22 protein-coding genes, 5 tRNA genes and 1 pseudogene are annotated in these 25,334 nt (G+C 70.1%); 16 read left to right on the top strand and 12 right to left on the bottom strand.

Annotated features, from left to right (window positions below; all coding sequences use genetic code 11):
• Positions 1–119 precede the first annotated feature (119 nt).
• Positions 120–1,700 (top strand): YfcC family protein, encoded by a 1,581-nt coding sequence (locus tag OR600_RS05640; protein WP_135977269.1) that lies wholly within the window; start codon positions 120–122, stop codon positions 1,698–1,700.
• Between the two features lie 128 nt (positions 1,701–1,828).
• Here OR600_RS05640 and trpS read toward each other — a convergent pair whose 3' ends face one another.
• Positions 1,829–2,878: a tryptophan--tRNA ligase gene (gene trpS / locus OR600_RS05635; protein WP_265590803.1), complete on the bottom strand. Its 1,050-nt coding sequence runs from the start codon at positions 2,876–2,878 to the stop codon at positions 1,829–1,831.
• A gap of 482 nt (positions 2,879–3,360) precedes the next feature.
• Between trpS and nrdD the strand changes: the two genes are divergently transcribed.
• The 9 genes and pseudogenes from nrdD to OR600_RS05590 all read left to right on the top strand — a co-directional run bounded on the left by nrdD (position 3,361) and on the right by OR600_RS05590 (position 12,293).
• Positions 3,361–5,583 carry an anaerobic ribonucleoside-triphosphate reductase gene (gene nrdD / locus OR600_RS05630; RefSeq protein WP_265590802.1) on the top strand — a complete coding sequence of 741 codons (2,223 nt, stop codon included), beginning with the start codon at positions 3,361–3,363 and terminating at the stop codon, positions 5,581–5,583.
• 70 nt (positions 5,584–5,653) lie between these two features.
• The gene (nrdG, locus tag OR600_RS05625) at positions 5,654–6,223 is read left to right on the top strand and encodes an anaerobic ribonucleoside-triphosphate reductase activating protein (protein WP_135977272.1); all 570 of its coding nucleotides are present in this window, start codon (positions 5,654–5,656) and stop codon (positions 6,221–6,223) included.
• Between the two features lie 243 nt (positions 6,224–6,466).
• Positions 6,467–6,871, top strand: coding sequence for a beta/alpha barrel domain-containing protein (locus OR600_RS05620; protein WP_251163960.1), 405 nt, complete (start codon positions 6,467–6,469; stop codon positions 6,869–6,871).
• On the top strand, positions 6,868–7,080 hold the full coding sequence (locus OR600_RS05615) for a hypothetical protein (RefSeq protein WP_265590801.1): 213 nt from the start codon (positions 6,868–6,870) through the stop codon (positions 7,078–7,080). The genes OR600_RS05620 and OR600_RS05615 overlap by 4 nt, the downstream gene beginning before the upstream one ends.
• Before the next feature lie 58 nt (positions 7,081–7,138).
• A pseudogene (locus OR600_RS05610) lies at positions 7,139–7,345 on the top strand (hypothetical protein); the annotation flags it as partial.
• Between the two features lie 315 nt (positions 7,346–7,660).
• Positions 7,661–7,751: transfer RNA gene (locus tag OR600_RS05605), tRNA-Leu, on the top strand.
• A gap of 197 nt (positions 7,752–7,948) precedes the next feature.
• On the top strand, positions 7,949–10,234 hold the full coding sequence (locus OR600_RS05600; RefSeq protein ID WP_251173229.1) for a SpoIIE family protein phosphatase: 2,286 nt from the start codon (positions 7,949–7,951) through the stop codon (positions 10,232–10,234).
• Positions 10,231–11,244, top strand: a complete 1,014-nt coding sequence (locus tag OR600_RS05595; protein ID WP_251173230.1) for a cation diffusion facilitator family transporter — start codon at positions 10,231–10,233, stop codon at positions 11,242–11,244. The genes OR600_RS05600 and OR600_RS05595 overlap by 4 nt, the downstream gene beginning before the upstream one ends.
• A gap of 275 nt (positions 11,245–11,519) precedes the next feature.
• Entirely contained in the window at positions 11,520–12,293 is a 774-nt protein-coding gene (locus OR600_RS05590) for an anti-sigma factor antagonist (protein ID WP_135977274.1), read from the top strand.
• Between the two features lie 91 nt (positions 12,294–12,384).
• On the opposite strand, the gene OR600_RS05585 is transcribed toward OR600_RS05590, so the two are convergent.
• The 3 genes from OR600_RS05585 to OR600_RS05575 all read right to left on the bottom strand — a co-directional run bounded on the left by OR600_RS05585 (position 12,385) and on the right by OR600_RS05575 (position 12,795).
• A tRNA-Gly gene (locus OR600_RS05585) sits at positions 12,385–12,460 on the bottom strand.
• Positions 12,461–12,604: 144 nt separating this feature from the next.
• Positions 12,605–12,678, bottom strand: a tRNA-Cys gene (locus tag OR600_RS05580).
• A gap of 41 nt (positions 12,679–12,719) precedes the next feature.
• Positions 12,720–12,795 (bottom strand) — tRNA-Gly (locus OR600_RS05575).
• A gap of 114 nt (positions 12,796–12,909) precedes the next feature.
• Between OR600_RS05575 and OR600_RS05570 the strand changes: the two genes are divergently transcribed.
• The 3 genes from OR600_RS05570 to OR600_RS05560 all read left to right on the top strand — a co-directional run bounded on the left by OR600_RS05570 (position 12,910) and on the right by OR600_RS05560 (position 14,967).
• Positions 12,910–13,884, top strand: coding sequence for a putative ABC transporter permease (locus OR600_RS05570; protein WP_135977275.1), 975 nt, complete (start codon positions 12,910–12,912; stop codon positions 13,882–13,884).
• A gap of 21 nt (positions 13,885–13,905) precedes the next feature.
• Positions 13,906–14,796, top strand: coding sequence for a tyrosine-protein phosphatase (locus OR600_RS05565; RefSeq protein ID WP_265590800.1), 891 nt, complete (start codon positions 13,906–13,908; stop codon positions 14,794–14,796).
• A gap of 96 nt (positions 14,797–14,892) precedes the next feature.
• A tRNA-Val gene (locus tag OR600_RS05560) sits at positions 14,893–14,967 on the top strand.
• A 465-nt stretch (positions 14,968–15,432) separates the two neighbouring features.
• On the opposite strand, the gene OR600_RS05555 is transcribed toward OR600_RS05560, so the two are convergent.
• Positions 15,433–15,792, bottom strand: a complete 360-nt coding sequence (locus OR600_RS05555) for a YccF domain-containing protein (protein ID WP_265590799.1) — start codon at positions 15,790–15,792, stop codon at positions 15,433–15,435.
• A gap of 40 nt (positions 15,793–15,832) precedes the next feature.
• On the opposite strand from OR600_RS05555, the gene OR600_RS05550 reads away from it, so the two are divergent.
• Positions 15,833–16,132 (top strand): GIY-YIG nuclease family protein, encoded by a 300-nt coding sequence (locus tag OR600_RS05550; RefSeq protein WP_135977278.1) that lies wholly within the window; start codon positions 15,833–15,835, stop codon positions 16,130–16,132.
• Between the two features lie 198 nt (positions 16,133–16,330).
• Positions 16,331–17,194 (top strand): hypothetical protein, encoded by an 864-nt coding sequence (locus OR600_RS05545; RefSeq protein WP_265590798.1) that lies wholly within the window; start codon positions 16,331–16,333, stop codon positions 17,192–17,194.
• A 9-nt stretch (positions 17,195–17,203) separates the two neighbouring features.
• Here OR600_RS05545 and OR600_RS05540 read toward each other — a convergent pair whose 3' ends face one another.
• Both OR600_RS05540 and OR600_RS05535 read right to left on the bottom strand, forming a co-directional pair.
• Entirely contained in the window at positions 17,204–17,968 is a 765-nt protein-coding gene (locus OR600_RS05540; RefSeq protein ID WP_251173233.1) for a M48 family metallopeptidase, read from the bottom strand.
• A 3-nt stretch (positions 17,969–17,971) separates the two neighbouring features.
• Positions 17,972–18,661, bottom strand: coding sequence for a hypothetical protein (locus OR600_RS05535; protein WP_265590797.1), 690 nt, complete (start codon positions 18,659–18,661; stop codon positions 17,972–17,974).
• A 276-nt stretch (positions 18,662–18,937) separates the two neighbouring features.
• Between OR600_RS05535 and OR600_RS05530 the strand changes: the two genes are divergently transcribed.
• A complete protein-coding gene (locus OR600_RS05530) occupies positions 18,938–19,147 on the top strand; it encodes a hypothetical protein (protein WP_135977282.1) in 210 nt (69 codons plus the stop codon).
• 80 nt (positions 19,148–19,227) lie between these two features.
• Here the strand turns inward: OR600_RS05530 and OR600_RS05525 are convergent, their stop codons facing one another.
• From OR600_RS05525 to aroA, 5 genes are all read right to left on the bottom strand, one after another.
• Complete coding sequence (locus OR600_RS05525; RefSeq protein ID WP_251173234.1) at positions 19,228–20,217, bottom strand: type II 3-dehydroquinate dehydratase; 990 nt, start codon at positions 20,215–20,217, stop codon at positions 19,228–19,230.
• A gap of 153 nt (positions 20,218–20,370) precedes the next feature.
• Positions 20,371–21,741 (bottom strand): shikimate kinase, encoded by a 1,371-nt coding sequence (locus OR600_RS05520; protein WP_135977284.1) that lies wholly within the window; start codon positions 21,739–21,741, stop codon positions 20,371–20,373.
• A gap of 3 nt (positions 21,742–21,744) precedes the next feature.
• Complete coding sequence (locus OR600_RS05515; RefSeq protein WP_135977285.1) at positions 21,745–22,890, bottom strand: bifunctional chorismate mutase/prephenate dehydratase; 1,146 nt, start codon at positions 22,888–22,890, stop codon at positions 21,745–21,747.
• 26 nt (positions 22,891–22,916) lie between these two features.
• The gene (gene aroC, locus OR600_RS05510; protein WP_265590796.1) at positions 22,917–24,053 is read right to left on the bottom strand and encodes a chorismate synthase; all 1,137 of its coding nucleotides are present in this window, start codon (positions 24,051–24,053) and stop codon (positions 22,917–22,919) included.
• Positions 24,050–25,333, bottom strand: a complete 1,284-nt coding sequence (aroA, locus tag OR600_RS05505) for a 3-phosphoshikimate 1-carboxyvinyltransferase (RefSeq protein WP_265590795.1) — start codon at positions 25,331–25,333, stop codon at positions 24,050–24,052. The genes aroC and aroA overlap by 4 nt, the downstream gene beginning before the upstream one ends.
• Position 25,334: the final 1 nt, after the last annotated feature.

Here is a 25,334-nt window from a genome sequence, read left to right as displayed (position 1 = left end):
GGGAATCTTCATATGTATAAAATGAGTCAGGAATCATTAGGGGAGGGGCTCTGGTGAGCCCCCGCACGGGGCGCGTCTCAAAAGAGGTCCGCCCCCAACGAGGAAAGGAGACCCAAGGCATGTCAGACGTGACAAAGCCTAAGAAGAAGCGGGAGATGCTCTCTTCTTACACGATCTTGTTCATCATCCTGATCGTGGTGGCTCTTATCTCCATTGCCATGTCCGCGGCAATCCCGGACATCACTGCCGCCACCCTGGGTGACGTGCTGATGGCCCCCGCAGAGGGCTTCGTCGACGCCGTCGATGTCTGCCTGTTCGTCATGGTGCTCGGTGGCTTCCTTGCCATCGTCGAGCGCTCCGGCGCCCTGAACGCCGGCATCTCGACGCTGGTGCGCGCCATGGGCGGCAACGAGCTCAAGCTCATTCCCATCCTCATGATCATCTTCTCGATCATGGGCACCACCTACGGCTTCTGCGAGGAGTCCGTGGGCTTCTACGCCCTGCTCGCCGCCACCATGATGGCCGCCGGCACCGACGTGCTCGTGGGTGCGGCCATGGTGCTGCTCGGCGCCGGCTGCGGCGTGCTCGGCTCCACGGTCAACCCGTTCGCCACGGGCGTCGCCTCCGCCACGCTCACCTCCATCGGCATCCCGGTGGACCAGACGATCATCATCGTCCTCGGCCTGATCCTCATGGTCGTGGCCGACGTCATCTCGATCCTCTTCGTGTACAACTACGCCAAGAAGGTCAAGGCCGACACCGGCAAGTCCATCCTCACCGGCCACGAGATCGAGGCCGCCGAGAAGGAGTACGGCAGCGCCGCCAAGGCCGTGTCCGAGGCCAAGGCCATCACTGGCCGCCAGAAGGCCGTCCTGGCCCTGTTCGCCGTCACCTTCGTCGTCATGATCATCGGCTTCATCCCTTGGGAGGACCTGGGCGTCAACGCTTTCAACGCCGGCTACGCCTCCGAGGAGGTCACCGCCCCCATCACCGGTGACGAGATCGTCGCCGCCTGGGGCGACGGCGGCATCGACGGCGACATCGTGTTCAACTCCGAGCCCGACGCCGTCGTGACCAGCGAGACCACCACGTCCCTCGGCTGGTCCGCCTTCCTCACCGGCACCCCGCTCGGCCAGTGGTACTTCGCCGAGGCCACGGCCTGGTTCCTCATCATGGCCATCATCATCGGCGTCGTGGCCGGCCTGTCCGAGCGCGAGCTCGTGGACACCTTCATCGCCGGCGCCGGCGACATGATGGGCGTCGTGCTCGTCATCGCCCTCGCCCGCGGCGTCTCCGTCCTCATGGACGTTACCGGCCTCTCCAACTGGATTCTGGCCTCTGCCGCCGCCGGTCTCAAGGGCATGAGCGCCATCGTCTTCGCTCCCCTGTCCTTCATCCTCTACGTGCTCCTGTCCTTCCTCATCCCGTCGAGCTCCGGCATGGCCACCGTGTCCATGCCCATCATGGGCCCGCTGGCTGTGGAGCTGGGCTTCTCGCCCGAGGTCATGGTGCAGATCTACTCCAGCGCCAACGGCTTCGTGAACCTGTTCACGCCCACCTGCGGCGCCATCATGGGTGGCCTGGCGCTGGCCCGCGTGGAGTACTCCACTTGGCTGAAGTTCGCCACCAAGCTCCTGGCGATCCTCTTCGTGGTCCTCGTCGTCATCGTGACGGTGGCCTGCATGGTGGTGCCCGCCTAGCGGAAGGCGCCATTGAAACTCGCGACCACGGAAGGTCCAAAGAAGGGCCCCGCCGCACTAAGTGCGGCGGGGCCCTTTCCATGGGGCGCGGGGTGTCGACGGGGTCGCGCAGGGGGGCGGGTGTGCCCCTAGTAGACCATGCCCATCGCCTCGCGCACCTGGGCGAGGGTCTCGTCGGCGACCTCGTTGGCGCGGCGGTTGCCCTCGTGGAGGATCTCGCGCACGAGGGCGGGCTGGGCGGCGAAGGCGGCGCGGCGTTCGCGGATGGGGGCCATGTAGTCGTCCACGACCTCGGTGACGTAGCGCTTGAGGGCGCCGGCGCCGGCGTCGCCGATGGAGTCGGCGATCTCCTCCGGGTCGCGGCCGGTCATGACGGAGGCAGTGGTGATGAGGGCCGAGACGCCGGGGCGGTTCTCCGGGTCGAAGGTGATGGTGCGCTCCGAGTCGGTCTTGGACTTGCGGATGAGCTTGGCGGTCTCCTCGGCGGTCATGGAGATGGCGATGGAGTTGCCGTAGCTCTTGGACATCTTGCGGCCGTCGAGGCCCGGGAGGAGCGGGGTGTCGGACAGCAGGCCCACGGGCATGGGGAACACCTTGCCGTAGCGCTCGTTGAAGCGCCGGGCGATGTTGCGGGTGAGCTCGATGTGGGGGAGCTGGTCCTTGCCCACGGGGACGCAGTCGGCCTTGCAGAACAGGATGTCGCAGGCCTGGTGCACGGGGTAGGTGAGGAGCAGGCCGGTGAGGGCGTGGCCCGAGGCCTCCTGCTCGGCCTTGACCGTGGGGTTGCGCAGGAGCTCGCTCTCGCTCACGAGGGAGAGGAACGGCAGCATGAGCTGGTTGAGCGCCGGCACGGCCGAGTGGCAGAAGATCGTGGCCCGCTCGGGGTCGATGCCCACGGCGAGGTAGTCGAGGATCATGTCGTAGGCGTACTCGGTGATATGGGCCGTGGTGTCGCGGTCCGTGATCACCTGGTAGTCGGCGATGAGGATGTTGGTGTTGACGCCCATCTCCTGGAGCCGAACGCGCTCGCGCACGGTGCCGAAGTAGTGGCCCAGGTGCAGGCGGCCCGTGGGGCGGTCGCCCGAGAGGAGGGTGTGGGCGCCACCGTCCTCTCCAAGGGATTTCCACATGGCGTCGGACCGCCTCTGCGCCTCGGCGAAGCTCTCCTCGTTTGCCATGGTTCCTCCTTTGGTTGTGCCCCGGTGGCGGGGCGCGTCTGCAACCCCCTTATACTACCCGGTGCCGGCCCTGGCGGGGGCGCCCGTCCGGCCACGGCGGGACCGCCGCCCACCGCGAGACACAACATCTTGTGTCTTACCCGGGGTTCCCGGCTTTGGCCCGCGGGGCGTGGGGAGGGCCCTGGAGCTGGGTGTTTCGCTCTCGGCCAAACGTGTGCCCCAGGAAGCCCCTGATTGTCCTTCCAATGGTCCCATGGTTGTCATACACCACATATTGTGTTTTATGGTAGTCCTACTTCTAGGGATTGTTGTTCAGGGGACTTTTGCACACCACTACACACGACCGATGTCAAGTCTGTTCCTCGTGACGGAGCCTCCGTATCATAGGTGTCGCCGCGGTCGGCAGGCCGCGGCGACACCTCGATTTCAACCACAAGATGATGTGGTTCACCGTCAAACCGCACGGCCCAAGGAGAGTCCCAATGAAGATCATCAAGCGCAACGGGTCCGAGGCGACCTTCGACGTCGCAAAGATCGTCAACGCCATCCGGGGGGCCAACGTGACCGTCCCCGAACCCGTGCGGCTCACCGAGGCGCAGATCGACGACGCCGCCACCGCCGTCGAGGCCGAGTGCGAGGCCTGCGGCCACACCGTGACGGTGGAAGAGGTCCAGGACATGGTGGAGGACCAGATCATGGCCAAGGGCGCCTTCTCGGTGGCCCGCAACTACATCACCTACCGTTACGTCCAGAGCCTCAAACGCACCTCCAACACCACCGACGAGCGCATCCTCTCGCTCATCGAGTGCAACAACGAGGACGTCAAGCAGGAGAACTCCAACAAGAACCCCACGGTCAACTCCGTGCAGCGCGACTACATGGCCGGCGAGGTGTCCAAGGACCTCGCCAACCGCATTCTGCTGCCGCGCGAGGTGGTGGAGGCCCACGACGAGGGCATCATCCACTTCCACGACGCCGACTACTACGCGCAGCACATGCACAACTGCGACCTCGTCAACCTCGAGGACATGCTGCAGAACGGCACCGTGATCAGCGGCACCCTCATCGAGAAGCCGCACTCCTTCTCCACGGCCTGCAACATCGCCACCCAGATCATCGCCCAGGTGGCCTCCAGCCAGTACGGCGGCCAGTCCATCTCCCTCACGCACCTGGCGCCCTTCGTGGACGTCTCGCGCCGCCGCATCCGCCGCGACTTCGTGCGCGAGCTCGAGGAGCTCGGCATCGAGCCCGAGGAAGGGCAGGTGGGCCGCATCGTCGAGGAGCGCCTCCTCGACGAGATCCGCCGCGGTGTCCAGACCATCCAGTATCAGGTGGTCACCCTCATGACCACCAACGGCCAGGCACCCTTCGTCACGGTCTTCATGTACCTCAACGAGGCCCGCGACGCCCAGGAGAAGCACGACCTCGCCCTCATCATCGAGGAGACCCTCCGCCAGCGCTACGAGGGTGTCAAGAACGAGGCCGGCGTCTGGGTCACCCCCGCCTTCCCCAAGCTCATCTACGTGCTGGAGGAGGACAACCTCGAGCCCGGCCAGAAGTACTACTACCTCACCCAGCTTGCGGCCAAGTGCACCGCCAAGCGCATGGTGCCCGACTACATCTCCGAGAAGATGATGCGCAAGCTCAAGCTCTCGGCCGGTGAGGTCGAGGGTGAGGGCGACGTCTACACCTGCATGGGCTGCCGGTCCTTCCTCACGCCCGACCGCTCCGGCAACGGCTACGGCAACGTGGCCAATGCCGGCGACTACGAGCCGGGCAAGCCCAAGTACTACGGCCGCTTCAACCAGGGCGTGGTCACCATCAACCTCCCGGACGTCGCCCTCTCCAGCGGCGGCGACATGGACGAGTTCTGGCGCATCTTCGACGAGCGCCTGGAGCTCTGCCACCGCGCCCTCATGTGCCGTCACAACCGCCTCAGGGGCACGCTCTCGGACGCCGCGCCTATCCTCTGGCAGTACGGCGCCCTGGCCCGCCTGCCCAAGGGCGAGGTCATCGACCCGCTGCTCTTCGGCGGCTACTCCACCATCAGCCTCGGCTACGCCGGCCTCTACGAGTGCGTGCGCTACATGACCGGCCACAGCCACACCGACGCCGAGGCCACGCCGTTCGCCTTGGCCGTCATGCAGCACATGAACGACAAGTGCGCCGAGTGGAAGGCCGCCACGGACATCGACTTCTCCCTCTACGGCACGCCCCTGGAGTCCACCACCTACAAGTTCGCCAAGTGCCTCCAGCGCCGCTTCGGCGTCGTCCCCGGCGTCACCGACCACGGCTACATCACCAACAGTTACCACGTGCACGTGGCCGAGCAGATCGACGCCTTCACCAAGCTGCGCTTCGAGAGCGAGTTCCAGCGCCTCTCCCCGGGCGGCGCCATCTCCTACGTCGAGGTCCCCGACATGCAGGACAACCTCGAGGCGGTCATGAGCGTGCTGCGCTTCATCTACGACAACATCATGTACGCCGAGCTCAACACCAAGAGCGACTACTGCCAGGCCTGCGGCTTCGACGGAGAGATCAGGATCGTGGAGGACGACGGCAAGCTCGTGTGGGAATGCCCGCATTGCGGCAACCGCGACCAGACCACCCTCAACGTCGCCCGGCGCACCTGCGGCTACATCGGCACGCAGTTCTGGAACCAGGGCCGCACCGAGGAGATCCGCGACCGCGTCCTGCACCTCTAGGTCCGGCCCCATACCCGTCACCGCCGACCGGGCCGCCCCACGGGGCGGCCCGCCCTTCCATCGAGGTCCCATGAACTGCGCCAACGTCAAGTACTGCGACATCGCCAACGGCACCGGTGTGCGGACGAGCCTGTTCGTCTCCGGCTGCACCCACCGCTGCCCCGGCTGCTTCAACGAGGTGGCCTGGGACTTCTCCTATGGCGACGCCTTCGACGAGGCGCTGCAACAGGAGGTCCTCGACTCCCTCGCCCCCTCTTATATAGCGGGCCTGTCCGTGCTCGGGGGCGAGCCCATGGAGCCGTCCAACCAGCGGGCGCTCGCTCCCTTCCTAGAGCGGGTCCGCGCCGAGTGCCCGGGCAAGGACGTGTGGGTGTACACGGGCGACGTCCTCGACGAGCTCCTCGACCCCTCCTCGCCCCGCCACACCGAGGTCACCGAACGGCTCCTGCGGTCCGTGGACGTGCTCGTGGACGGGCCGTTCGTCCACGAGCTCAAGGACATCACCCTGAGGTTCCGCGGCTCGCAGAACCAGCGCATCATCGACGTGTCCCGGAGCCTCGAGGCCGGTCGCACGGTGCTCTGGGAGGATGACCCGGTGTTCGCCCAGCACTCCATGGGCTGCCAGGAGCTGCACCTCTAGGGCCGGGAAACTCCCTTAGATACATCTCAAAATCATTTGCCGACCGTGCGGCCCCTCTCACGGGGGCTGCACGGTGTCTTATCGCCTTTCGGGGCATCGACCTGCAAAGCCGTAAGGCCGCATTGCCGCGTCGACCCAGCGGAAGGAGACCCATGGACTGTCCCTACGAGACGGGGTGGCGCCGCGCCTACACGCCTTCGACCGCTGTGGAGGAGGCGAGTCGGTGAAAGGGGGCGAGTGACTATGGCGAGTCGCGACCTCTCCGTCGACTTCCTCGGCGTCCACTTCCAGAACCCGTTCTGCCTCTCCTCGTCCCCCGTCGGCAACTGCTACGGGATGTGCGCCAAGGCTTACGAGACCGGCTGGGGCGGCGTGGTCTACAAGACCCTGCACACCGACGACTTCAAGGTCAACGAGGTGCCCCCACGCTTCGACGAGCTCACCAAGGAGTGCACGCCGTTCGTGGGCTTCAAGAACATGGGGCAGATCGCCGAACACCCGCTCGAGAGCGACCTTGCGGCCATACGGTGCCTCAAGGCCGAGTACCCGACGGCGTCCTCATCGCCTCGCTCATGGGCCAGGACGAGGGCGAGTGGGAGGAGCTCGCCCGCACCGCGGAGGCCGCCGGCGCCGACATGGTGGAGATGAACCTCTCCAGCCCCCAGATGACGAGCCACGCCATGGGCTCCGACGTGGGGGTGAACCCGGACCTCTGCCGCCGCTACGCCGCCGCCGTCAAGCGCGGGACGTCGCTGCCGGTGCTCGCCAAGACGACGCCAACATCACCGACATGCGCGCGGTGGCCAAGGCCTCCCTCGAGGGCGGGGCGGACGGCATCGTGGCTGTCGACACCGTGAAGTCCGTGGCCAACGTGGATCTCGGCCCGTCGTCAACGGCAAGAGCGCCGTCTCCGGCTTCTCCGGCAAGGCCGTGAAGCCCGTCGCCCTGCGGTTCCTCCAGCAGATGCGCTCCGCCCCCGAGCTCGCGGACCTCCCCGTCTCCGGGATCGGCGGCAACGAGACCTGGCGCGACGCCTGCGAGTTCATCCTCATGGGCGCCACCACGCTGCAGGTGACCACGTCCGTCATGCAGTACGGCTACCGCGTGGCGCGGAGGACATGAAGGACGGCCTCGCCCGCTACATGGGGTCCCAGGGCGTCGACTCCCTCGCCGACCTCGTGGGTCTCGCGGTGCCGAACACCCTTTCCGTCGAGGACCTCGACCGCGACTGCCGCGTGTACCCGGAGGTGGACCAGGACGCCTGCATGGGGTGCGGCCGCTGCTACATCTCCTGCTGTGACGGCGCCCACCGGGCCGTCGTGTGGGACGGGCCTCCTGTAGGGGAGGGGAGCCCTCCGTGGCGGCCTGACGAGATTGGTCGAGATTCTCGGTTGCGCCGCCGGAGGCCTGTGCTAGTATCTTCTTCGCACCACCGATGTCGGAGTGGCGGAATTGGCAGACGCGCTAGCTTGAGGTGCTAGTGACTGACTAAAAGGTCGTGCGGGTTCAAGTCCCGCCTCCGACACCATCGAGAACGAGGCCCGTGTCCCAAGGGACACGGGCTTTTTTCTTGTCGCGCCAATCTTTTTCAGAAATTGGGAACGATCGTGCGGCGGTGCGAGTATCCTCGATACCGACCGCGTTGGTTGAGGGACCGCACCTTCCCGCCGGGTCGGCAGGAAGGTGCCCGGAGGCACCCTGGTGCGTCGGAAGGGCGGGGGAGCCATGATCCTAGGCAGCAACATCACGGCCACCGACACGGGGGGCCGCATCAAGGCCTTCTGCGGGCTCAACGCCGTCTTCGACATCCTCGCCATGGTCGACGACGCCGTGGCGGGCTACGACGCCTCCGGGCGCGTCATCATCGCCAACGAGAACCTCGCGTCGCTCTCGGGGCTCACGCGCCAGCAGCTTCTCGGCATCGACGTCAACGCCCTGTTCCTGCCGCTGTCGGGCATCCCCAACCCCCATGACCGCCTCCCGTTCCCCCTGGACGGCTCCAAGGCGACGCTCCTCTGCCGACGCCCCACGGAGGGCACCAAGGTACGCGTGGTGGTGCGTGCCCGCGCGATGGGGGACGACGGGTCGTTCCTCCTCGTGGCACGGCCCACGTCGGTGGCCAGCGCCCCGGAGCCCGACGGCCCGCGGCCGACGTCTGACGTCTCGGTGGACGGTGCGGCGCTCTCCTCGGACGAGGTCGCCGCCGTGGCCGACGCCGACGTGCGCGTGGCCTCCATCGGCCGTGAGGGGCCCGCCGACGTGGTGGCGCTCATGAGCGAGCTCGGCGGCGCCGTGGTGTCGGGCGACGCCAGCGGCGTCCGGGACATGCTGGTCTCCGAGCTCCGCGACGCCGTTGACGCGGACGCCGGCGCGCTCTACCTGGCCGGATCGGGCGGCTACGCCCTCAAGAGCTTCACGGGCGACGTGGACGGCAGGGAGATGCCCTCCTACATCACGTCCCAGGACCGCCTCGCGTCGCTCGCGGGGGAGGTCCGGCACACCCTGGCCTTCGACCGCCACCGCGGGCTCGACGGCGAGGTCGTCCTCTCCGAGAAGGCCACCAAGGAGGTGCATGGGGCCCCGGAGCTCGAGTCGCTGCCGCTCGTCTCGTTCTTCTCGGTGCCCATCGTCTACGACGCCACGGTCGTCGCTGTGGCCCTCGTGGGGTGGAACGCCCCGCATGCCCTCCACGGCCACGACGCCAAGGTCCTCGACATCCTCGCGCTTCACCACGCCAACGAGCTCATGACCGCCACGCTCTCGGCGAGGGCGCACTCCAACGAGCGCGTGTCCAACGCCGCCAGCGAGCGCCTCCTGCACCTGGAGGGGTTGGGGGAGAAGGCCACGCTCCTCGACTACTACGACGCCTTCGAGGCCATGGCGGCCGCTGTGGGCTGCTCCTTCATGCCCATCTTCAAGAACCTCCACCAGGACACCCTGTTCATCAAGACGCCCGCCGGCGAGCTCGTCGACTTCCCCTTCGACGTGGACATGCTCCGAGACGACGAGTGGCATTACGAGGACGTCCACATCTGGCCGTTCTCCAAGCTCGCCACACTCCGGGGCTGGGTGTCCGAGAAGGGCATCGCCAACGACGGCGTCCTCGTGATCATGGATCGTCTCGTGGGCGAGTCCCGGGGCTTCCTCGTGACCAAAGACGGCGGCACGGCCCTCCCGTCGCTCTCGTACACCTACTTCAAGCGCTTCGTGCAGGACGTCCACCGCCTCGAGCGCCGCCAGACCCAGCGGGCCCAGGACGCCCTCATCAGCCACACGCTGCAGTCGGGCCTGGGCAACCACCTCCAACACGTGGAGGGGCTCACGGCGCAGGCCATCTACAACTCGGCCACCGAGACGGCCGATGTGGGCGGCGACTTCTACGACCTCATCCGCCTGCCCGGCAACCGTGCCTGCGTCATCCTGGGCGACGTGGCGGGCAAGGGCGTGCAGTCGGCGTCGGTGTCGGCGGCCGTCCGCACGGCCCTCGGCGCCTACTCATGGGAGGGTCTGGCACCCTCCCACATGGTGCGCTCGCTCAACGACTTCTTTCTGGGCTTCTCCCGGCTCGAGACGTTCGCTACCGTGTTCGTGGGCGTCATCGACGTCGCGGAGGGCACGCTCACCTACTGCTGCGCCGGCCACCCGCCCGCGCTGCTGCTGCACCCCGCGGAGCAGCAGACCGAGCTCCTCAATGTACAGTCGGGGGTCGTGGGGGCCTTCCGTGAGATGGTCTACCGCGACGGCCACGTGCGCCTGCGGCCCGGCGACGAGCTCCTGCTCTACACCGACGGAGCCACAGAGGCGCGGGGCGCCGACGGCACGTTCTTTGGCGAGATGGGCCTCCGCGACGCCGTGGTGCGCAACATCGACCTCGACGTCCACGACATCCCCGACAAGATCATGGCGACCCTCTACGAGTTCACCGAGAACCGCCTCGACGACGACGTCGCCATGATGGCCGTGCGCTTCGACGGCCTGGACGCCGACAGCACCGCCGGGGCCCCCTCGTGACCGCCGCCGACACCCGCGGCAATCGCCTCCGCGACATCGTGAGGGTGCTCTGGGTGGTCATGGCCCTCAACCTCGTCGTGGCCGCCGCGAAGTTCCTTTACGGCCAGGCTACCGGCTCGCTCTCCATGCGCAGCGACGGCGTCGCGAGCGCCTTCGACGCCCTCTCCAACGTGGTGGGCATCGTGGGCGCGTCGCTGGCGGCGCAGCCGCCCGACCGCGGGCACCCCTACGGTCATGCGAAGTTCGAGACCTACGCCTCCGTGGCCATCGGGGTCATGCTCGTCGTGGCGGCCTTCAACCTCTGCGCCGACGGCGTCGGCGCCCTCATGGGGCGCCGGGACGCCGTCACGGTGAACGTGGGCAGCTATGTCGTCATGGTGGGCACCCTCGCCGTGAACCTCGCCGTGAGCCGCGGCGAGCGGCTGAGCGGCCGCCGCCTCAAGAGCGAGGTGCTCGTGGCCGACGCGCTGCACACCCGTTCCGACGCCCTCGTCTCGGTCTCGGTCATCGTCGGCCTCGTCGTGGTCCAGATGGGCTTCCCCGTGGCTGACGCGGTCGTGTCCCTCGTCGTGGGCGCCGCCATCGCCGTCTCGGCCGTGGAGGTCTTTCGTTCCGCGAGCACGACCCTCTCCGACGCCGCCCGTCTCGACGAGGGGGAGGTGCGCTCGTGCGCCTCCGAGGTGCCCGGCGTCCGCTCGGTTCACAACATCCGCACACGGGGAACCGAGGGGGAGGTCTTCGTCGACCTCCATGTTCTGGTTGACCCCCTTATGACTGTGCTGGACGGCCACGGGGTGGGGGAGGCTGTGGAGGCGCGGCTCCGCGACCGCTTCGGTGAGGTCGGTGAAGTAATCGTTCATATCGAGCCTGACACAGCGCTGGAGCGGCGCCTCGGCGAGGCCGACGACGCCGCCCTCGGTGCCGCCGCGGTGGGTGGACACAGTACCGGCGCTGGGGATACTCCGTCGGGTGACGTCGCCGGGCAGCCGGTGCCCCGATGCCCCCGCTGAGCTTCTCCGGGCGGTCGGCCTGCGGGTGCACGGCGGTGAAGCCGCCAATCAATGCGTTATTGCGACCCAGGGTGTGCTTCTCCTATTTCCTCATCCTGTGGCACGCGCTAACTGTTCGGCGGAGTCGACCTGTTGAGGTCGCTCGCAGGTGGGTATCAGATACCGTGAGGAAATATGAATAAGGGAGACGGGTTGACAGTGCGTGCCGCCTCCCCCAACGGGGAATAGTCATGGGCGACAAAACGCCAGGGGACAGAGCCCAGACAGGAGGTCACATGCTCATCATCTCCGACTGCATGCTCGTCCCCGTCCAGGGCAACCTCGACGTCGTCACCGCCCCCGCCCTCAAGGGCCATCTGCTCGAGCTCGTGGACGGCGGCTGCAAGCGCATCGTCCTCGACATGGAGAAGGCCGACTACGTCGACTCCACAGGCCTGGCGTCCATCCTCACGGTCGTCCGCGCCGCCCGTTCCCGCGGGGGGTCGCTCACGCTCGTGAACGTCTCCGAGCGCGTTATGCACGCCCTCGGCGTGGGGTGCCTGCTCCCCTTCGTGCCCTGTTCCGCCAGACGCCGCCCCCTGGGGCCCGTACCGCCCCTTCCGCCGGGCGCCTCGCCGCTCCGGAGGCTCACGCTCCGCATCATGCCCGAGAACCTCGAGATGGCCCGCGACTGCCTGCGGGAGCTCCTCGAGGGCCTGCCTCTCGAGGAGTCGGAGGTCTTCGACATGACGCTCGCCGCCGGCGAGGCCATGGGCAACTGCGTGCTGCACACCCCGCAGGGCACGGGTTTCCTCACGGTGGCCGTCTACCCCGACCGCCTCGTCATGGAGGCCGTGGACAACGGGCCTGGCTTCGAGATCGGCGATGACGAGGAGCCGGTCGTAACCCTCGAGCACGGTCGCGGCATCAAGATCATGCGCCTGCTCTGCGACAGCGTGGAGATCCACGCCAAGCCCTTCGGTCACGGGACCGTGGTGCGGCTGGTGAAGCTCTTCGGCCGCCCGCTCAATCCCCTGGAGGAGGGGCTGCGCATGATCATGAGCGCCTGAAGGGCCCTGCGGGGGCCTTTTCCATGGCGCGGCGCCGTGGGAGGGGAAGCGCTGACAAAGAAAAAGCCGCCCGGAGGCGGCCTGGAGATTCTGGAGCGGACAACGGGATTCGAACCCGCGACCCTCACCTTGGCAAGGTGATGCTCTACCAACTGAGCCATGTCCGCGTGAAGACTCGACTACTATAGCAGCCTCGGCGGGCGGCGCAAGGCAGAAAGTCGGCAAATCAGGCTCCGGGCATATCTGCCACATCAGTCGTGGAGGGTGTGCGGCAAGAAAAAGGCCGGCCCCGCGGGGCCGGCCGGTCTGTCTGGAGGCGACGCCCAGATTCGAACTGGGGGTAAAGGCTTTGCAGGCCTCTGCCTTACCACTTGGCCACGTCGCCAGAGAATAAAAAGGCCGATCGAAACCGGCCCTGATAAACACTGGAGCGGACAACGGGATTCGAACCCGCGACCCTCACCTTGGCAAGGTGATGCTCTACCAACTGAGCCATGTCCGCTTGCAGGGGCTACTATAGACCAACCCCGGACGGCGATGCAAGGGGAAAAACCCATTCCCTTTGCGGGTACCATTGCGGAAGTACGTTCGCCCGGCTTGAGAGTGGAACCGCCCTGTGATCAACACCCTCCTCGTCATACTGCTCGTCATCTTCGTCTGCATGCTCGCCGCCTGGTGCTCGCGCTCGGTGATGGACGCCCAGCTCCGTTCCCGGGGCAGGGCCCGGTCGCTCGGCGAGGAGCGCTTCGAGCCCGACTCGGCCGTGGACGCCGGCACCCTCGGCGGCCGCCGGCGCCTGCCCCGGCCCCTCTGGCGTCGCACCCCGCCCGCGGACCCCGCCTACGGCTCCATGGCCACCCGGCCGGCCTCGGCCGTCTCCTCCGAGCAGCGTCGCGCCGTGCGTCGCGCCGAGCGCCTTGCCCGCGACCAGTACCTCGACCGCGCCACCTTGGGCATCACGGTCTACGTCGTCGTCTTCATCGTGGCGAGCATGCTGGGCCTCTTCGCCGAGGAGGTGTGGATGTGGCACTCCCAGGGCCGCATGGAGAACCGTGCCGGTGTGGTGTGGGGGCCCTTCTCACCCCTCTACGGGTTCGGCGGCCTGCTGTTCACCGTCGTGCTCTGGAACTTCCGCAAGGCCTCCCTCGCCGAGGTCTTCCTCGTCTCCATGGGGGCCGGCGCTGCCATCGAGCAGAGCACCGGCATGGCCATGGAGTACTTCTGGCACGCCCAGAGCTGGACCTACCTCGGCCTCCCCGACGCCATCACCCAGTGGATCTGCTGGTCGTCCATCTTCGTGTGGGGCCTCCTCGGCGTGGTGTACGCCCGCCTCGTCCTGCCCGAGATCGTGTGGGTCGTCGGCGAGCCGTCGCACCGGCTCCAGGGGGTGGTGGTGGCTGTCCTCGTTGTGGCGATCTCCGTCGACCTGCTCGCCACGGCCTACTGCTTCTACCGCATGGGCCAGCGGAGTTTGGGCATACCACCCCAGAACGCCGTCGACGTCTACGTGGATGGCCACTTCAACGACGAGTTCATAGAGGGGCGCTTCCAGAACCTCGTGGTGGGCAAGCAACTCGCCCCCAACGGCTGAGGCGCGAGGGGAGGAGGGCCCATGGGCCACGGGAGGCAGACGGCGGCACCCGACCTTGCGGAGGTGGCGCTCGAGCGGCGCTTCGCGGCCTCGGACTGGGGCCACATGGGGCTTACCGGCGTGCGCAACGCCCGCGACCTCGGCGGCCTCGCCACGGCCGACGGCCGTGTGGTGGTCCCGGGGCGCCTGCTGCGTTCGGGCGAGCTCGCCGGGGCCAGCGTGGCGGACGCGCGCCTCCTGGCCGACCTCGGGCTTGCGGCCGTGGTGGACCTCCGCACGGAGCGGGAGCGCTCCGCCAAACCCGACCCCGCCGGGCTCTTCCCTGCGGCGAGCTTCGAGTTCCTGCCGGTCATCGCGGCGTCGGCCGCCGGAATCACGCGCTCCATGGGCCCGCGCGAGCTCCTTGCGCTCTTCCGTGAGTACGAGATGGGCACCGAGGGGCGCATGAGCGAGATGTACGCCCAGATCGTCACGGGCGACGAGGGCATCGCGGGCTACCGCCGGTTCTTCGACGTGGTCATGGCCGTGGGAGAGCGGCCGGCACCGTCCGCCGTGCTCTGGCACTGCAGCGCCGGCAAGGACCGCACCGGCATCGCCGCGGCGCTCCTCGAGCACGCGCTCGGCGTCCCCGAGGAGCTCGTGGTGGAGGACTACCTCGCCTCCAACCGCTTCACCCAGCCGGGCTGGGCCCGCGCCGTACTCGCCCTGGCCGACCGCCGCCTCTTCCCGGCCAAGCTGGCCGCCATGGCCCATGTCCTCTACACCGTGGAGGAGGAGAGCCTGCGCCGCGCCTTCGACGCCGTGCGGGGCAGCTGGGGCTCCGTGGACGCCTACCTCGACGAGGCCCTGGGCATGGACGCCGGCCGCGTGGCCCGGCTCCGGGAGCTCTACCTGGTCGACCCGGCCCGCTAGGGGCGACGGGAAAAAGGCGAAAAATGGGTCTTGCATGGCGAGGACGGGGCTCTTATACTCAATTCTGTTGCGCGGGCACGTGGCGCGGCAACCAACGGGCGTTTAGCTCAGGGGGAGAGCGCTTCCCTGACACGGAAGAGGTCACAAGTTCAAATCTTGTAACGCCCACCACACAGTCACAGGCCATCGGGGCAACCCGGAGGCCTGTTTTTTTGTGAGGAGGGTGCGCGGAAGGCGTACCGGTACGGCAGGGCTCCACCCCGGTGAGCCCCTGCGGTGCGGGATAATCGGGACGCGGCGAGTGTTAGCCGTGGCGCGAAGGGGGCGTCGATGCGGGGCGGTTGCGGCACGAACGGCCTTGGATGCGCGGTTTGGTGCGAACGGCCGCGAATGCGCGATGGCAGCGGTATGAACGCCCCCCCCGATGCGCGATTCGGGCCCCGTCTCGCCCCGAAACCGCGCTTTGGAGCCGTCTCAGGCCAGACGGGCCGCGCAACGGGGGCCTTTCGCGCCAAGCCGCATATCGAGAGCCCCTCGTGTCGGGAGAACCGCGCATTCGCGGGTTCCCGTGCCCAAGAAGGGCCGTGGGGGGCGCCTCTCGCCCGACTGGCCGTGCGCCTCGGCCCCGCCTTCGTTCTAGCGCACCTCCGCCCCGAAGGGCAGGAGCGACAGCTTGGCCATCTTGAAGAGCTGCACGCCGAAGGGCGCCCCCACCACGGTGACGCACCAGATGGCCCCTAGGAACAGGTAGCCGAGGGCCATCTCGGCACCACCGAAGACGAGCCAGAGGCCGTTGGCCAGGCACGACGGCAGGCCGCCCCCGTAGACGATCTCCTTGCCGAAGGGCGCGAGGGCGAGCGCGGCCATCTTGAAGGCCTGCCTCCCCACGGGGATGCCCACGAACGTGAGGCACCACACGAGACCTATGAGCAGCCAGGCCAGGGCGGTGACCCACCCGCCGGTGACGATCCATATAATGTTTCCCAGGGTGCGCATGGGTCCTCCTCGTAGGGTCAGGCGGCCGGGGAGGGAGCTCATGGAGGGTCTTTACAGCGTCTATATGGTCCGTTGCTCCGACGGCTCCCTCTACACAGGATACACCGTGGACGTGGCCCGTCGCGTGGCGTCCCACAACGCGGGCACGGGCGCTCGATACACGAGGAGCCGCCGGCCCGTCTCCCTCGCCGCCGAGGCGGCCTTCCCCACGCGCCACGAGGCCATGCGGGCCGAGGCCCTGATCAAGCGTCTGGACCGCGCCGAGAAGCTCGCCCTCACGCGGCTCTACGGCGTCGACCCGGACCGCTTCCGTGCGGCCGTTGCCGCCCTCATCGCGTGAGACCCCCGATGCCGGGCTGCCCCGTTGTTTCAGGCTGAATGCAACTGATACGAACAATCATTAGTCTGGATTCAACCATGGGGACGACTCCTGAGATTGTCCCTCTGTTATTCCCCCTGAGTTGAGAGTCCCTTTTCTGAGGGTAATTCCGATGTGACCGCAGCTCGGTTCAGGGCTCATCACAAAGGAAAGAACCCCATGGACAGAATCGCCCACGCGCCCCTCCTCGCGGCGTCAGCCGCCCTCGCCATCGCCCTTGCGGGCCCCGCCGCCGCGGCCGACGCCGCCGCGCTCCGGTCTGCCCCGGGTCCCGGCGCCCCGGCCGACGAGGACATCGCCACCCTGAGCGAGGCGGCACTCTACGCCTCGTCCGCCGCGGCCCCGCTCGACGCCGGCTCCGTCAAGGACCCCTCCACCTACTGCGAGCTTGACGCCCTCATCGCCCGGGCCAACCGCGACATCCAGGCGATCGCGCGGCGGGGCAGCGCCGGTGCCGGCGTCTTCGGCGGCGTGCCGGGGGTCATGGACGCCCGGGCGCTCGGGGACCGGCTCCATGCGGCCGCCGACGCCGCCACACGCTCCGCGGAGGAGAAAGCGGCCGAGACCCGCGCCGCCGAGCTGCGGGCCGCCGAAGGGCGCAGGGCCCGGGACCCTGCGGCGGGTGCCGCCGCCGGGGCCGCCGCCGGGGCCGCCGACAGGGCCGCCGACGGGGCCGTGTCGGCCGGCGGCGCCGAGGTCACCGGGGGCGACGACGCGTGGAACGTCTCCTACCGCGACGAGTACGGGGCGGCCGAGGGCGCGTCCGACGGGGCCTGCACCCAGTGGGCCGACGGCTACTACGTGGCCCACGACTGGTCCGAGTCCGGCGGGCAGATCGCGTCCAGGCCCGACACAGTGGTCGTCGACGGCCAGCGCTACGCCTACGCGGGATCCATGGTGGTGCCCGAGGGCTCCGACTACTATGCGAGCGGCGTCTACGACTTCACCCATGCCGACGGCGGCATCGGGTTCCAGACCTGCTGCGACGGCGGCTACCTCGTGACACACTACGTCCCGTACTAGCCCCCGACCCTAAGCCTTGGCCGGGGCGTCGGGCGGCAGCCGCATGCCCTCGCGGTCGAGGTCCGCCTGGAGCCCGCGCCACCCCGGCAGCGCCCGGTCCATGACCTCCGAGAAGCGGGGGCCGTGGTCGGGCGCCTCCATGTGGGCGACCTCGTGCACGGCCACGAGGTCGAGGAAGGCCGGGTCGTGGCAGGCGAGGTCGAGCGCGATCGAGACCGAGCCCGTGGACGGCCGGCAGGAGCCCCAGCGGCTGCCCATGCGCCGCACGGTCCACCGGCCGGTCCCTGTGCCGACGGCCCTCTCGGCCCGCTCCCGGGCCCCGGGAACCGCCGCGGCGAGCTCGCTTCTCAGCAGCCCCTCGAAGAGGCGCCTCCTAAGTTGGTGGGCCTCCTCCGAGGGGTCCTTCGGGTCGGGGACCCCGAGCACGAGCGACCCGTCCTCGACGCGGGCGGCCGGCCTCCCCTCCGCCGTCTCGAGGCGCACCGCGACCGGGCGCCCCCAGACGGCGACGACGTCGCCCTCCCGGAGCCGGCCCCAGGCGCGCCTACGCTCGAGCTCGTCGGCCGCAGGCAGGCGCTGGGCGACGGGGGCGAGGACGTCGGCGCCCTCGCCCCCGAGCCATGCCAGCACGGCCGCGCGCCCCATGGACCTCGGCGCCGAGACCGTCACCCGTCCGTCGCGGCCGGGCCGCAGCACGAAGCGCCGCCGCGCCCGGAACACCACGTCCACGGGCACGCCGGCCACCTCGCAGGAGAACCTCCGGATGCGGGCCACGGGTCAGCGCGCGGTGTCGATGAAGACCTTCAGGTACCGGGTGCCACGGTGCGTGAAGCTGTCGCGCCGTTCCACGACGGCCTCGCACGTGCGTCCCGCGAGGGTCTCGAGCACCCCGTAGGAGTGGTGCTGGCGCGGCACGACGGAGTAGGTGGCCGAGGTGGGGGAGCCCTCCGCATCGGTCCCGGCGAGGGTGACGGGAAGCGCCTCGCCCTGGGGCTCGCCCACGGTCACGGTCGCGCGCCCGCCCTGCGGGGCGCCCTCCTCCACGGCGAGGTTGACGACCGAGACGGGGGCGTCGAGGGGCATATCGACGCCGCACTCCACGAAGCGGTACCAGCGCTCGAAGGGGTCGGCCTCCGGGAGCTCGAGCTCTACGCCGCGGTAGCCGCCCAGCCCGCCCTCGGTGCGCACGGCCGCCACCGTGACGGAGTCTCCGAGCGAGAGGAGGGCGCGGACTGCGTGGGTGAGGCCCGTGGCGGCACCCACGAAGGACCCGCCGTACCAGAGGGCGTAGGCCGGCCGGCGCTCGGTGAACGCGCCGGCCCCCTCGAGCGCGGAGCGCTCCCCCTCGGTGAGCGGGTGCGCCTCCATGGCGAAGGCCTCGCCGGGGGCGAGGTGCGAGAGCGGCGCGGGGTCGACGATGCAGGGCGCGCTGGGGACGTCGCCCTCGAGGACTACGGTGCGGGACATGGGGTCTCCCTTCTCCGGGTGCGTGTCGTGGTCGATACCCAACGGAGCCCATCGTGACCGTGGGGCCGCCGCCGTGCCACAGCTCGCCCACGCTGTGCGATAGGGCGGCATGAGACCGTCGACGGCAGGGCCCCGGACCGTCCGGGATGTCGCGATGGGGCGCCCCATTCGACCGTTCGCCCTTCGTATCGACGAACATGCTTACAACCTGTTTTTAACCTGTTAAAGTTGTTCCAGTTGCCAGACGGCTGAGCGCCCTGGGTTGGAGTGATGACCATGAATGCCCCGACAACCGCCATCGACCGATTCTACGACCTGTGCGACGAGTTCGAGCGCCGCTTCGGCGAGAGTTTCTGGATGCCCGCAGGCTGCGGCCTGTCCACCGCCGACGGCATCTATGCCATCAAGAGCGCCATCGAGGCGGGGGAGTGCCGCAACGGCTACGCGGCCTTCGGCCTCGACGAGCCCCACGACGTGGCGAGCTGAGGCCCCGGACGACGGCACGGAAAGGCGCGGCCCCCTCGGGGGCCGCGCCTTTCTCCATATGCGGGGGCGTGCCGGCGGCCTCAGCCGTCGAGCGCGTCCGCGAGGATGCGGATGGCGTGCCCGTAACCCGCGAGCCCCTCGCCGGACACGGTGGCCACGCAGGCGGCGCGCACGTAGCTCACCTGGCGGAAGTCCTCGCGGGACGAGACGTCGGAGATGTGCACCTCCACGCAGGGGATGCCCACGGCTTTGAGGGCGTCGAGCAGGGCCACAGAGGTGTGCGTGTAGGCGGCGGGGTTGAGGACGATGGCGTCGTAGCGGCCGAGCGCGGCCTGGATCTCGTCCACCAGGGCTCCCTCGTGGTTGCTCTGGAAGCAGCGCACCTCGGAGAAGCCCGCGAGCCTGCCCTCGCGCCGGCAGAGGGAGACGAGGTCGGCGTAGGTGCCGCTCCCGTAGATGGCGGGCTCGCGCACGCCCAGCATGTTGAGGTTGGGGCCGTTGAGCACGAGAAGGCGCGGCGTCGCGGGCTCCTCGGCCCGCGCGGTGGCGGCCGCCGCGGCGTCGGCGGCGTCGAGGAGCGAGCCCGGGCCCTCGAGCATGCGGCGGAGCTGGTCGAGGTCGTCCGTCCGGGCCTCCGCGGCGGCGTCCTGTGCGGCCGCGGAGGCCTTGAGGGCGCGGTTGGCCTTGCGCTGGGCGGCGTAGCTGGCCCGTCGGCCGGGGTTGGCGTCGCGCGGCACCTCCTGGCGGGGCCTGGCCTCGCGTCGCGGCGCCCCGACCGTCATGGTCGAGATGGCCTTGGCGGTCTTGCGGCCGAGCGGGAGCCCGGTGAGGTCGCAGAAGTCGAGGGCGATGGCGTCGATGACGGCGGGGCCGAACACGACCTCCACGCCGTTGGTGCCGTGGGAGCGGACGCCGAGGACGCCGTGGAGTGTGCCAAGGCGGTCGGAGTCCACCTGCGAGGTGTCATCGAGCTCGAGCCTCAGCCGGGTCATGCAGATGGCGTTGGCCCTCACGTTCCCCTTGCCCCCGCAGGCGTCGAGCACCTGCCGGGCGGTCTTCCCAGAGTCCACGCGGGCACCTCCCCCTCCATGGCCGACCCTTCGTTATCGGAATCATTTTTCCATGATGGGGGAGCGCGGGTCCGCTGGGGGCGATGTTCCTTTGAACGAGCACGGCTGGCCGCCGAGCGGCGGCCGGGCATGAACCCGGCCGCCGGCGGGCGGTCAGAGGCCGAGCAGGGACCTCACGAGCACGGCGTCGCCCTCGGCCGAGCCGGTGCAGCGCACCTCGAGGTCGGCCCACTCCCGGTAGAGGGGCATGCGCTCGGCGGCCAGCGCCTCCACGCCCCTGGCCGCGGTGAGCGGCCGGTCGTTGCGGGAGAGCTGGTCGAGCGGGCGGTCGAGCATGACGACCGTGCCGTTCTGCTCCATGAGGCGGCGGTTCTCCGGGCGGCACACCACGCCGCCCCCGCAGGCCACGACGAGGCCGGTGTCGGCGCCATGGGCGGCGAGCACCGCGGTCTCCCGGTCGCGGAAGGCCGCCTCGCCGTCGCGGGCGATGCACGCTGCCGGCGTCTCGCCGTACTCCATCTCGAAGGCGTCGTCGAGGTCGACGAAGGGGCGCTGGACCATGCGCGCGAGCCTGCGGGCGGCGCCGGTCTTCCCGCAGCCCGGCATGCCGATGAAGAACACGTTCATGGACCCGCGCTCCAGCTCGCCGGCGATCCGCCCCACGAGGTCGTGGTCGAGCCCCACGCCCTGCCAGAGCTCGCTCGAGCGGAGGGCCTGGGCGACGAGCATGACGAGGCCGCCCTCGGCGGGGATGCCGGCGTCACGGGCGTCGAGCACGAGCCCGGTACGCAGCGGGTTGTAGACGATGTCGAGGACCCCCCGAAGCCCCTCCATGGCCCCGAGGATGCCGGCGGGGAGGGGCGACGCCGGGCACGCGGGGTACATCCCCACCGGCGTCGTGTTCACGAGCAGGGCCGCGTCGCCGTGGTCCTCCACGAGGGTCCCGTAGCCGTGGCCCGGGCCCCCGGAGCGGCTGATGCGGGCCACCTCGGCGCCGGCCTCGGACAGCACGGAGCCCACGGCCTCGGAGGCGCCGCCGGTCCCGAGCACCACGGCCTTGCGCCCTCGGAGCCATGAGGCGTCGGCCCCCATGTGGCGCCGCAGGAAGCCGTCGAGGAGGAAGGCGAAACCCCACGGGTCCGTGTTGTCGGCGAGGACGCGCCCGTCGTCGAGGCGCACAAGCGTGTTGGCCGCGCCGTGGGCCTCGACGAAGGGCGTGCGGACGTCGGCCGCCTCGGCGGCCAGGCGCTTGTGGGGGATGGTGACGTTGAGGCCGCGCCAGTCGCCGCTGCGGACGAGGTCCGCGGCGTCCGCGGGGTCCGGCAGCGCGTGGAGGGCGTAGGGGAAGCTTCCCAGCTCCCGGTGGATCCGGGGCGACCACGAGTGGCCGAGGGCGCCGCCGAGGAGCCCGTAGGGGGCGTCCTCGGGGGCGGGTCCCTGCTCGGCGTCGCGCACGGCCCGCCCCGCGGCGAGCGCCTCCGCCACCGCGTCGGCGGCGGGCGCTATGACCTCGCGACCCGTCATGGCCTAGACCTCCTCGGAGTAGGAGCCCAGGTAGCGGAACTCCTCGCAGACGTCGTCGAGGGAGCCGACGAGGCGGGTGAACTCGGGCGCGGCCACGGGGCAGTCGACGTCGAAGTAGAACAGGTAGTCGAAGTCGCGGTCGGGGAGGGGGCGGCTCTCGAGCTTCACGAGGTTGATGTCCAGCGAGTAGAAGCGGGCCAGCACCTTGTAGAGGGACCCGGGGCGGTTGGCGACCACGGCCGAGAGCGAGGTGCGGTCGGCGCCGGGGTAGATCTCGAGGTTCTTGGAGATGCAGGCGAAGCGCGTGTAGTTGCCGCCCAGGTCCTGCACGGCGCGGCGCACGGTCTCCAGGCCGTAGACCTCGGCGGCGCTCCGGCTGCCGAGGGCGGCGGCCCCGGGGTTGTCGCCGTCGGCCACCATCTTGGCGGCCACGGCGGTGTTCTCGACCATGTGCACGGTCACGCCCTCCAGGGAGGCCAGGAAGTCGGCGCACTGGTCGATGGCCTGCTGGTGGGAGTAGATGTCCGTCACGGCCTCGAGGGTGCAGCCGGGCTTGGCGAGCAGGTTGTGGTCCACCTTGAGGCGCACGGTCCGCACGATGTGGAAGTCGTAGGCGCCCATGAGGTCGTAGACCTGGTTGACGGTGCCGGCCGTGGAGTTCTCGAACGGCAGCACGCCGTACTGGCAGAAGCCCTGGTCGACGGCCTTGAAGACGCCCTCGAACGTCGAGAAGAACGAGAGGTCGGCGTGCTTGAAGAGCTTGTCGGCCGCCAGCTGGGAGTAGGCCCCCTCCACGCCCTGGCAGGCCACGAAGGCCGTGCGGGGGAAGAGGTCGGGGGTGTCGCGGCGCGCCCGCTCGATGGCCTCGACGAGGTCGGCGTTGCCCGAGACGTAGGCGGACTGGTTGGCCCGCGACACCTCCATGAGGAGGTTGAAGAGCACCACGGCATAGTCGCGGACGCCCTCGGGGGCCGCCTCGGAGACCTCGGCGATCTTCGCGCGTTCGCGGGCGCGGTCGAGCACGGGCAGGCCGCGCCCGGCCTTGTAGGCGGCCACCTCGTCGGTGAGCGCCATGCGCTGGGAGAAGAGGTCGAGGAGCTGGCTGTCGACGGCGTCGATGCGCTCGCGGATCTGGGAGAGGTCTGCCATGGGGGTCTCCTTCCGGTGGGTGACGGTCAGTTGCCGGGGCGCCAGACGGCGTCGCGGGGGGAGAACGTGACGAGGGCGTCCATGAGGACGAGGGCGCAGACGGCCTCGACCACGGGGACGGCCCGGGGGGCGATGCAGGGGTCGTGACGCCCCCTGACGCGGAGCTCGGCCGCCTCGCCCGTCGCGACGTCGACCGAGCGCTGGGGGCGCCCGATGGAGGACGTGGGCTTGACGGCCACGGCCACGCGCAGCGGCGCGCCCGTGGTGAGGCCGCCGAGGATGCCGCCGGCGTCGTTCTTGGCGGGCTGGGGGCCGCGGGCGCCTGGGACGTAGGGGTCGTTGTGCTCGCTGCCGCGCATGGAGGCGGCCCGGAACCCGCTGCCGAACTCCACGCCCTTGACGGCCGGGATGCCGAAGAGCGCCCGGGCGAGGAGGTTCTCGACGCCGTCGAACATGGGCGAGCCCACGCCGGCGGGCAGGCCCGTGGCCACGCACTCCACGACGCCGCCCACGGAGTCGAGGCCCGCCCGCGCCTCCTCGACGGCCGCCCTCATGGCCTCGCCCGCCTCGGCGTCGAGGACGGGGAAGGCGGCGTCGGCGAGGGCGGCCATCTGGGCCCGGAGGGCGGCCTCCGCGCCCGGGGCGTCGAGGCGGTAGACGAGGGGCTCGTCGGCCACGCCCGCGACCTCGGCGAGGTGGGCGGCCACGGAGACGCCGCGCCCCTCGAGCATCTGGAGGCAGATGCCGCCGGCGACGCAGAGGGGGGCGGTGAGGCGGCCGGAGAAGTGGCCGCCGCCGGCGACGTCCTGGAACCCCTCCCAGCGCACCTGGACGGGCCAGTCGGCATGGCCGGGGCGCGGCACGCGCCGGAGCTCCTCGTAGTCGGAGCTGCGGGTGTTCGTGTTCGCGACGATGGCGCAGAGGGGCGCTCCGCAGGTCTCGCCGTCGGGGTTGAGGCCCGAGACGATGCGCGGGGCGTCGGCCTCCCTGCGCGGCGTGGACCACGGGTCGCGGCCGGGGGCCCTGCGGGCCATGAAGCGCGCGAGGCGCCCCATGTCGGGTCGGAAGCCGGCGGGCAGTCCCTCGACGACGCAGCCGATGGCCTCGGAGTGGGACTGGCCGAAGACGGTGCAGCGCACCGAGGTGCCGATGGTGGAGCTCACGGGCGCACCTCCCTCACGGTGCCGCCGAGGGCGGCGTAGTCGTCGAAGAACCGGGGGTAGCTCTTGGCCACGCACTCGGCCCCCCTGATGGTCACGGGCCCCTCGCAGCGCGTGGCCGCCACGGCGGCCATCATGGCGATGCGGTGGTCGTTGGCGGCGTCCACGGCGCCGCCCGGGAGGGGCGCGCCGCCGTGGACGAGGATGTCGTCGCCCTCCACGGAGACGTCGGCGCCCACGGCCCGGAGGCATGCGGCGACAGTGGCCACCCGGTCGGACTCCTTGATGCGGAGCCGGGCCGTGCCTGTGATGCGGGACGTTCCCGGGGCGAGCGCGGCGGCCACGGCCAGGGGCGGCACGAGGTCGGGGGTCTGCTCGACGTCGAGGGTGGCGGCGCGCGGCTCGCCCACGGAGGCGGAGGCCCACCGGGCGCCCTGGGAGACCGAGGCGCCGAGGAGGGCCAGGGCCGCCGTGACGGCGCGGTCCCCCTGGGCGCTCGTGCGGTCGACGCCGGTGACGGCGACCTCGGAGCCCAAGGCCCCCGCCACGAGCCAGAACGCGGCGTTGGACCAGTCGCCCTCCACCTCCACGGTGCCGCCCGGCGCCACGAGCCGGCCGGTGCCGTCGGCGGCGTAGACGGTGCCGGCGGCGCGGCCCTCGGCGGAGACCGGGCGGCCGAAGCCCGCCATGACCGAGGCGGTGAGCGCGATGTAGGGGGCGGACGCCACGGGGCCGGAGACGTCCACGGACACCGGCCCCCCCACGAGGGGGGAGGCCATGAGGATGCCCGAGACGAACTGCGAGCTGACGTCGCCCGGCATGGCGTACGTGCCCTGGGTCATGCGCCCGGTGGCGCGCAGGCGCCCGTCGCCGCGGGACACGGAGACGCCGTGGGCGGCCAGGGCGTCCTCGAGGGGCGCCATGGGGCGCTCGAGGAGCCGGCGGGCGCCCACGAACGTGGCGTCGGCGCCGAGGGCCGCCGCGAAGGGGACCATGAAGCGAAGGGTGGACCCCGACTCGCCGCAGTCGAGTGTCACGGGCCCCGTCACGGCGTCGGGGACGGGGGAGACGGAGAACCCGCGGCCCGGCACAGCCTCGACGGACGCCCCGAGGGCGGCGAGGCACCGGGCCGTGGCGTCGATGTCCTGGGAGGTGTCCGTGCACTCCACGAACGTGGGCGCGGACGACGCGGCCGCGCAGACGAGGGCGCGGTGGGCGACGGACTTGCTCGAGGGCGCGTGCACACCGCCCTGGAGCGGGCCCGGTCCGACGACGAGGTCCACG

The organism is Granulimonas faecalis, from assembly GCF_022834715.1.
In the GTDB taxonomy this organism is placed as follows: Bacteria; Actinomycetota; Coriobacteriia; order Coriobacteriales; family Atopobiaceae; genus Granulimonas; species Granulimonas faecalis.
Note: the sequence above shows the minus strand (reverse complement) of the source record. Positions and strands in the feature narration are given on the sequence as shown.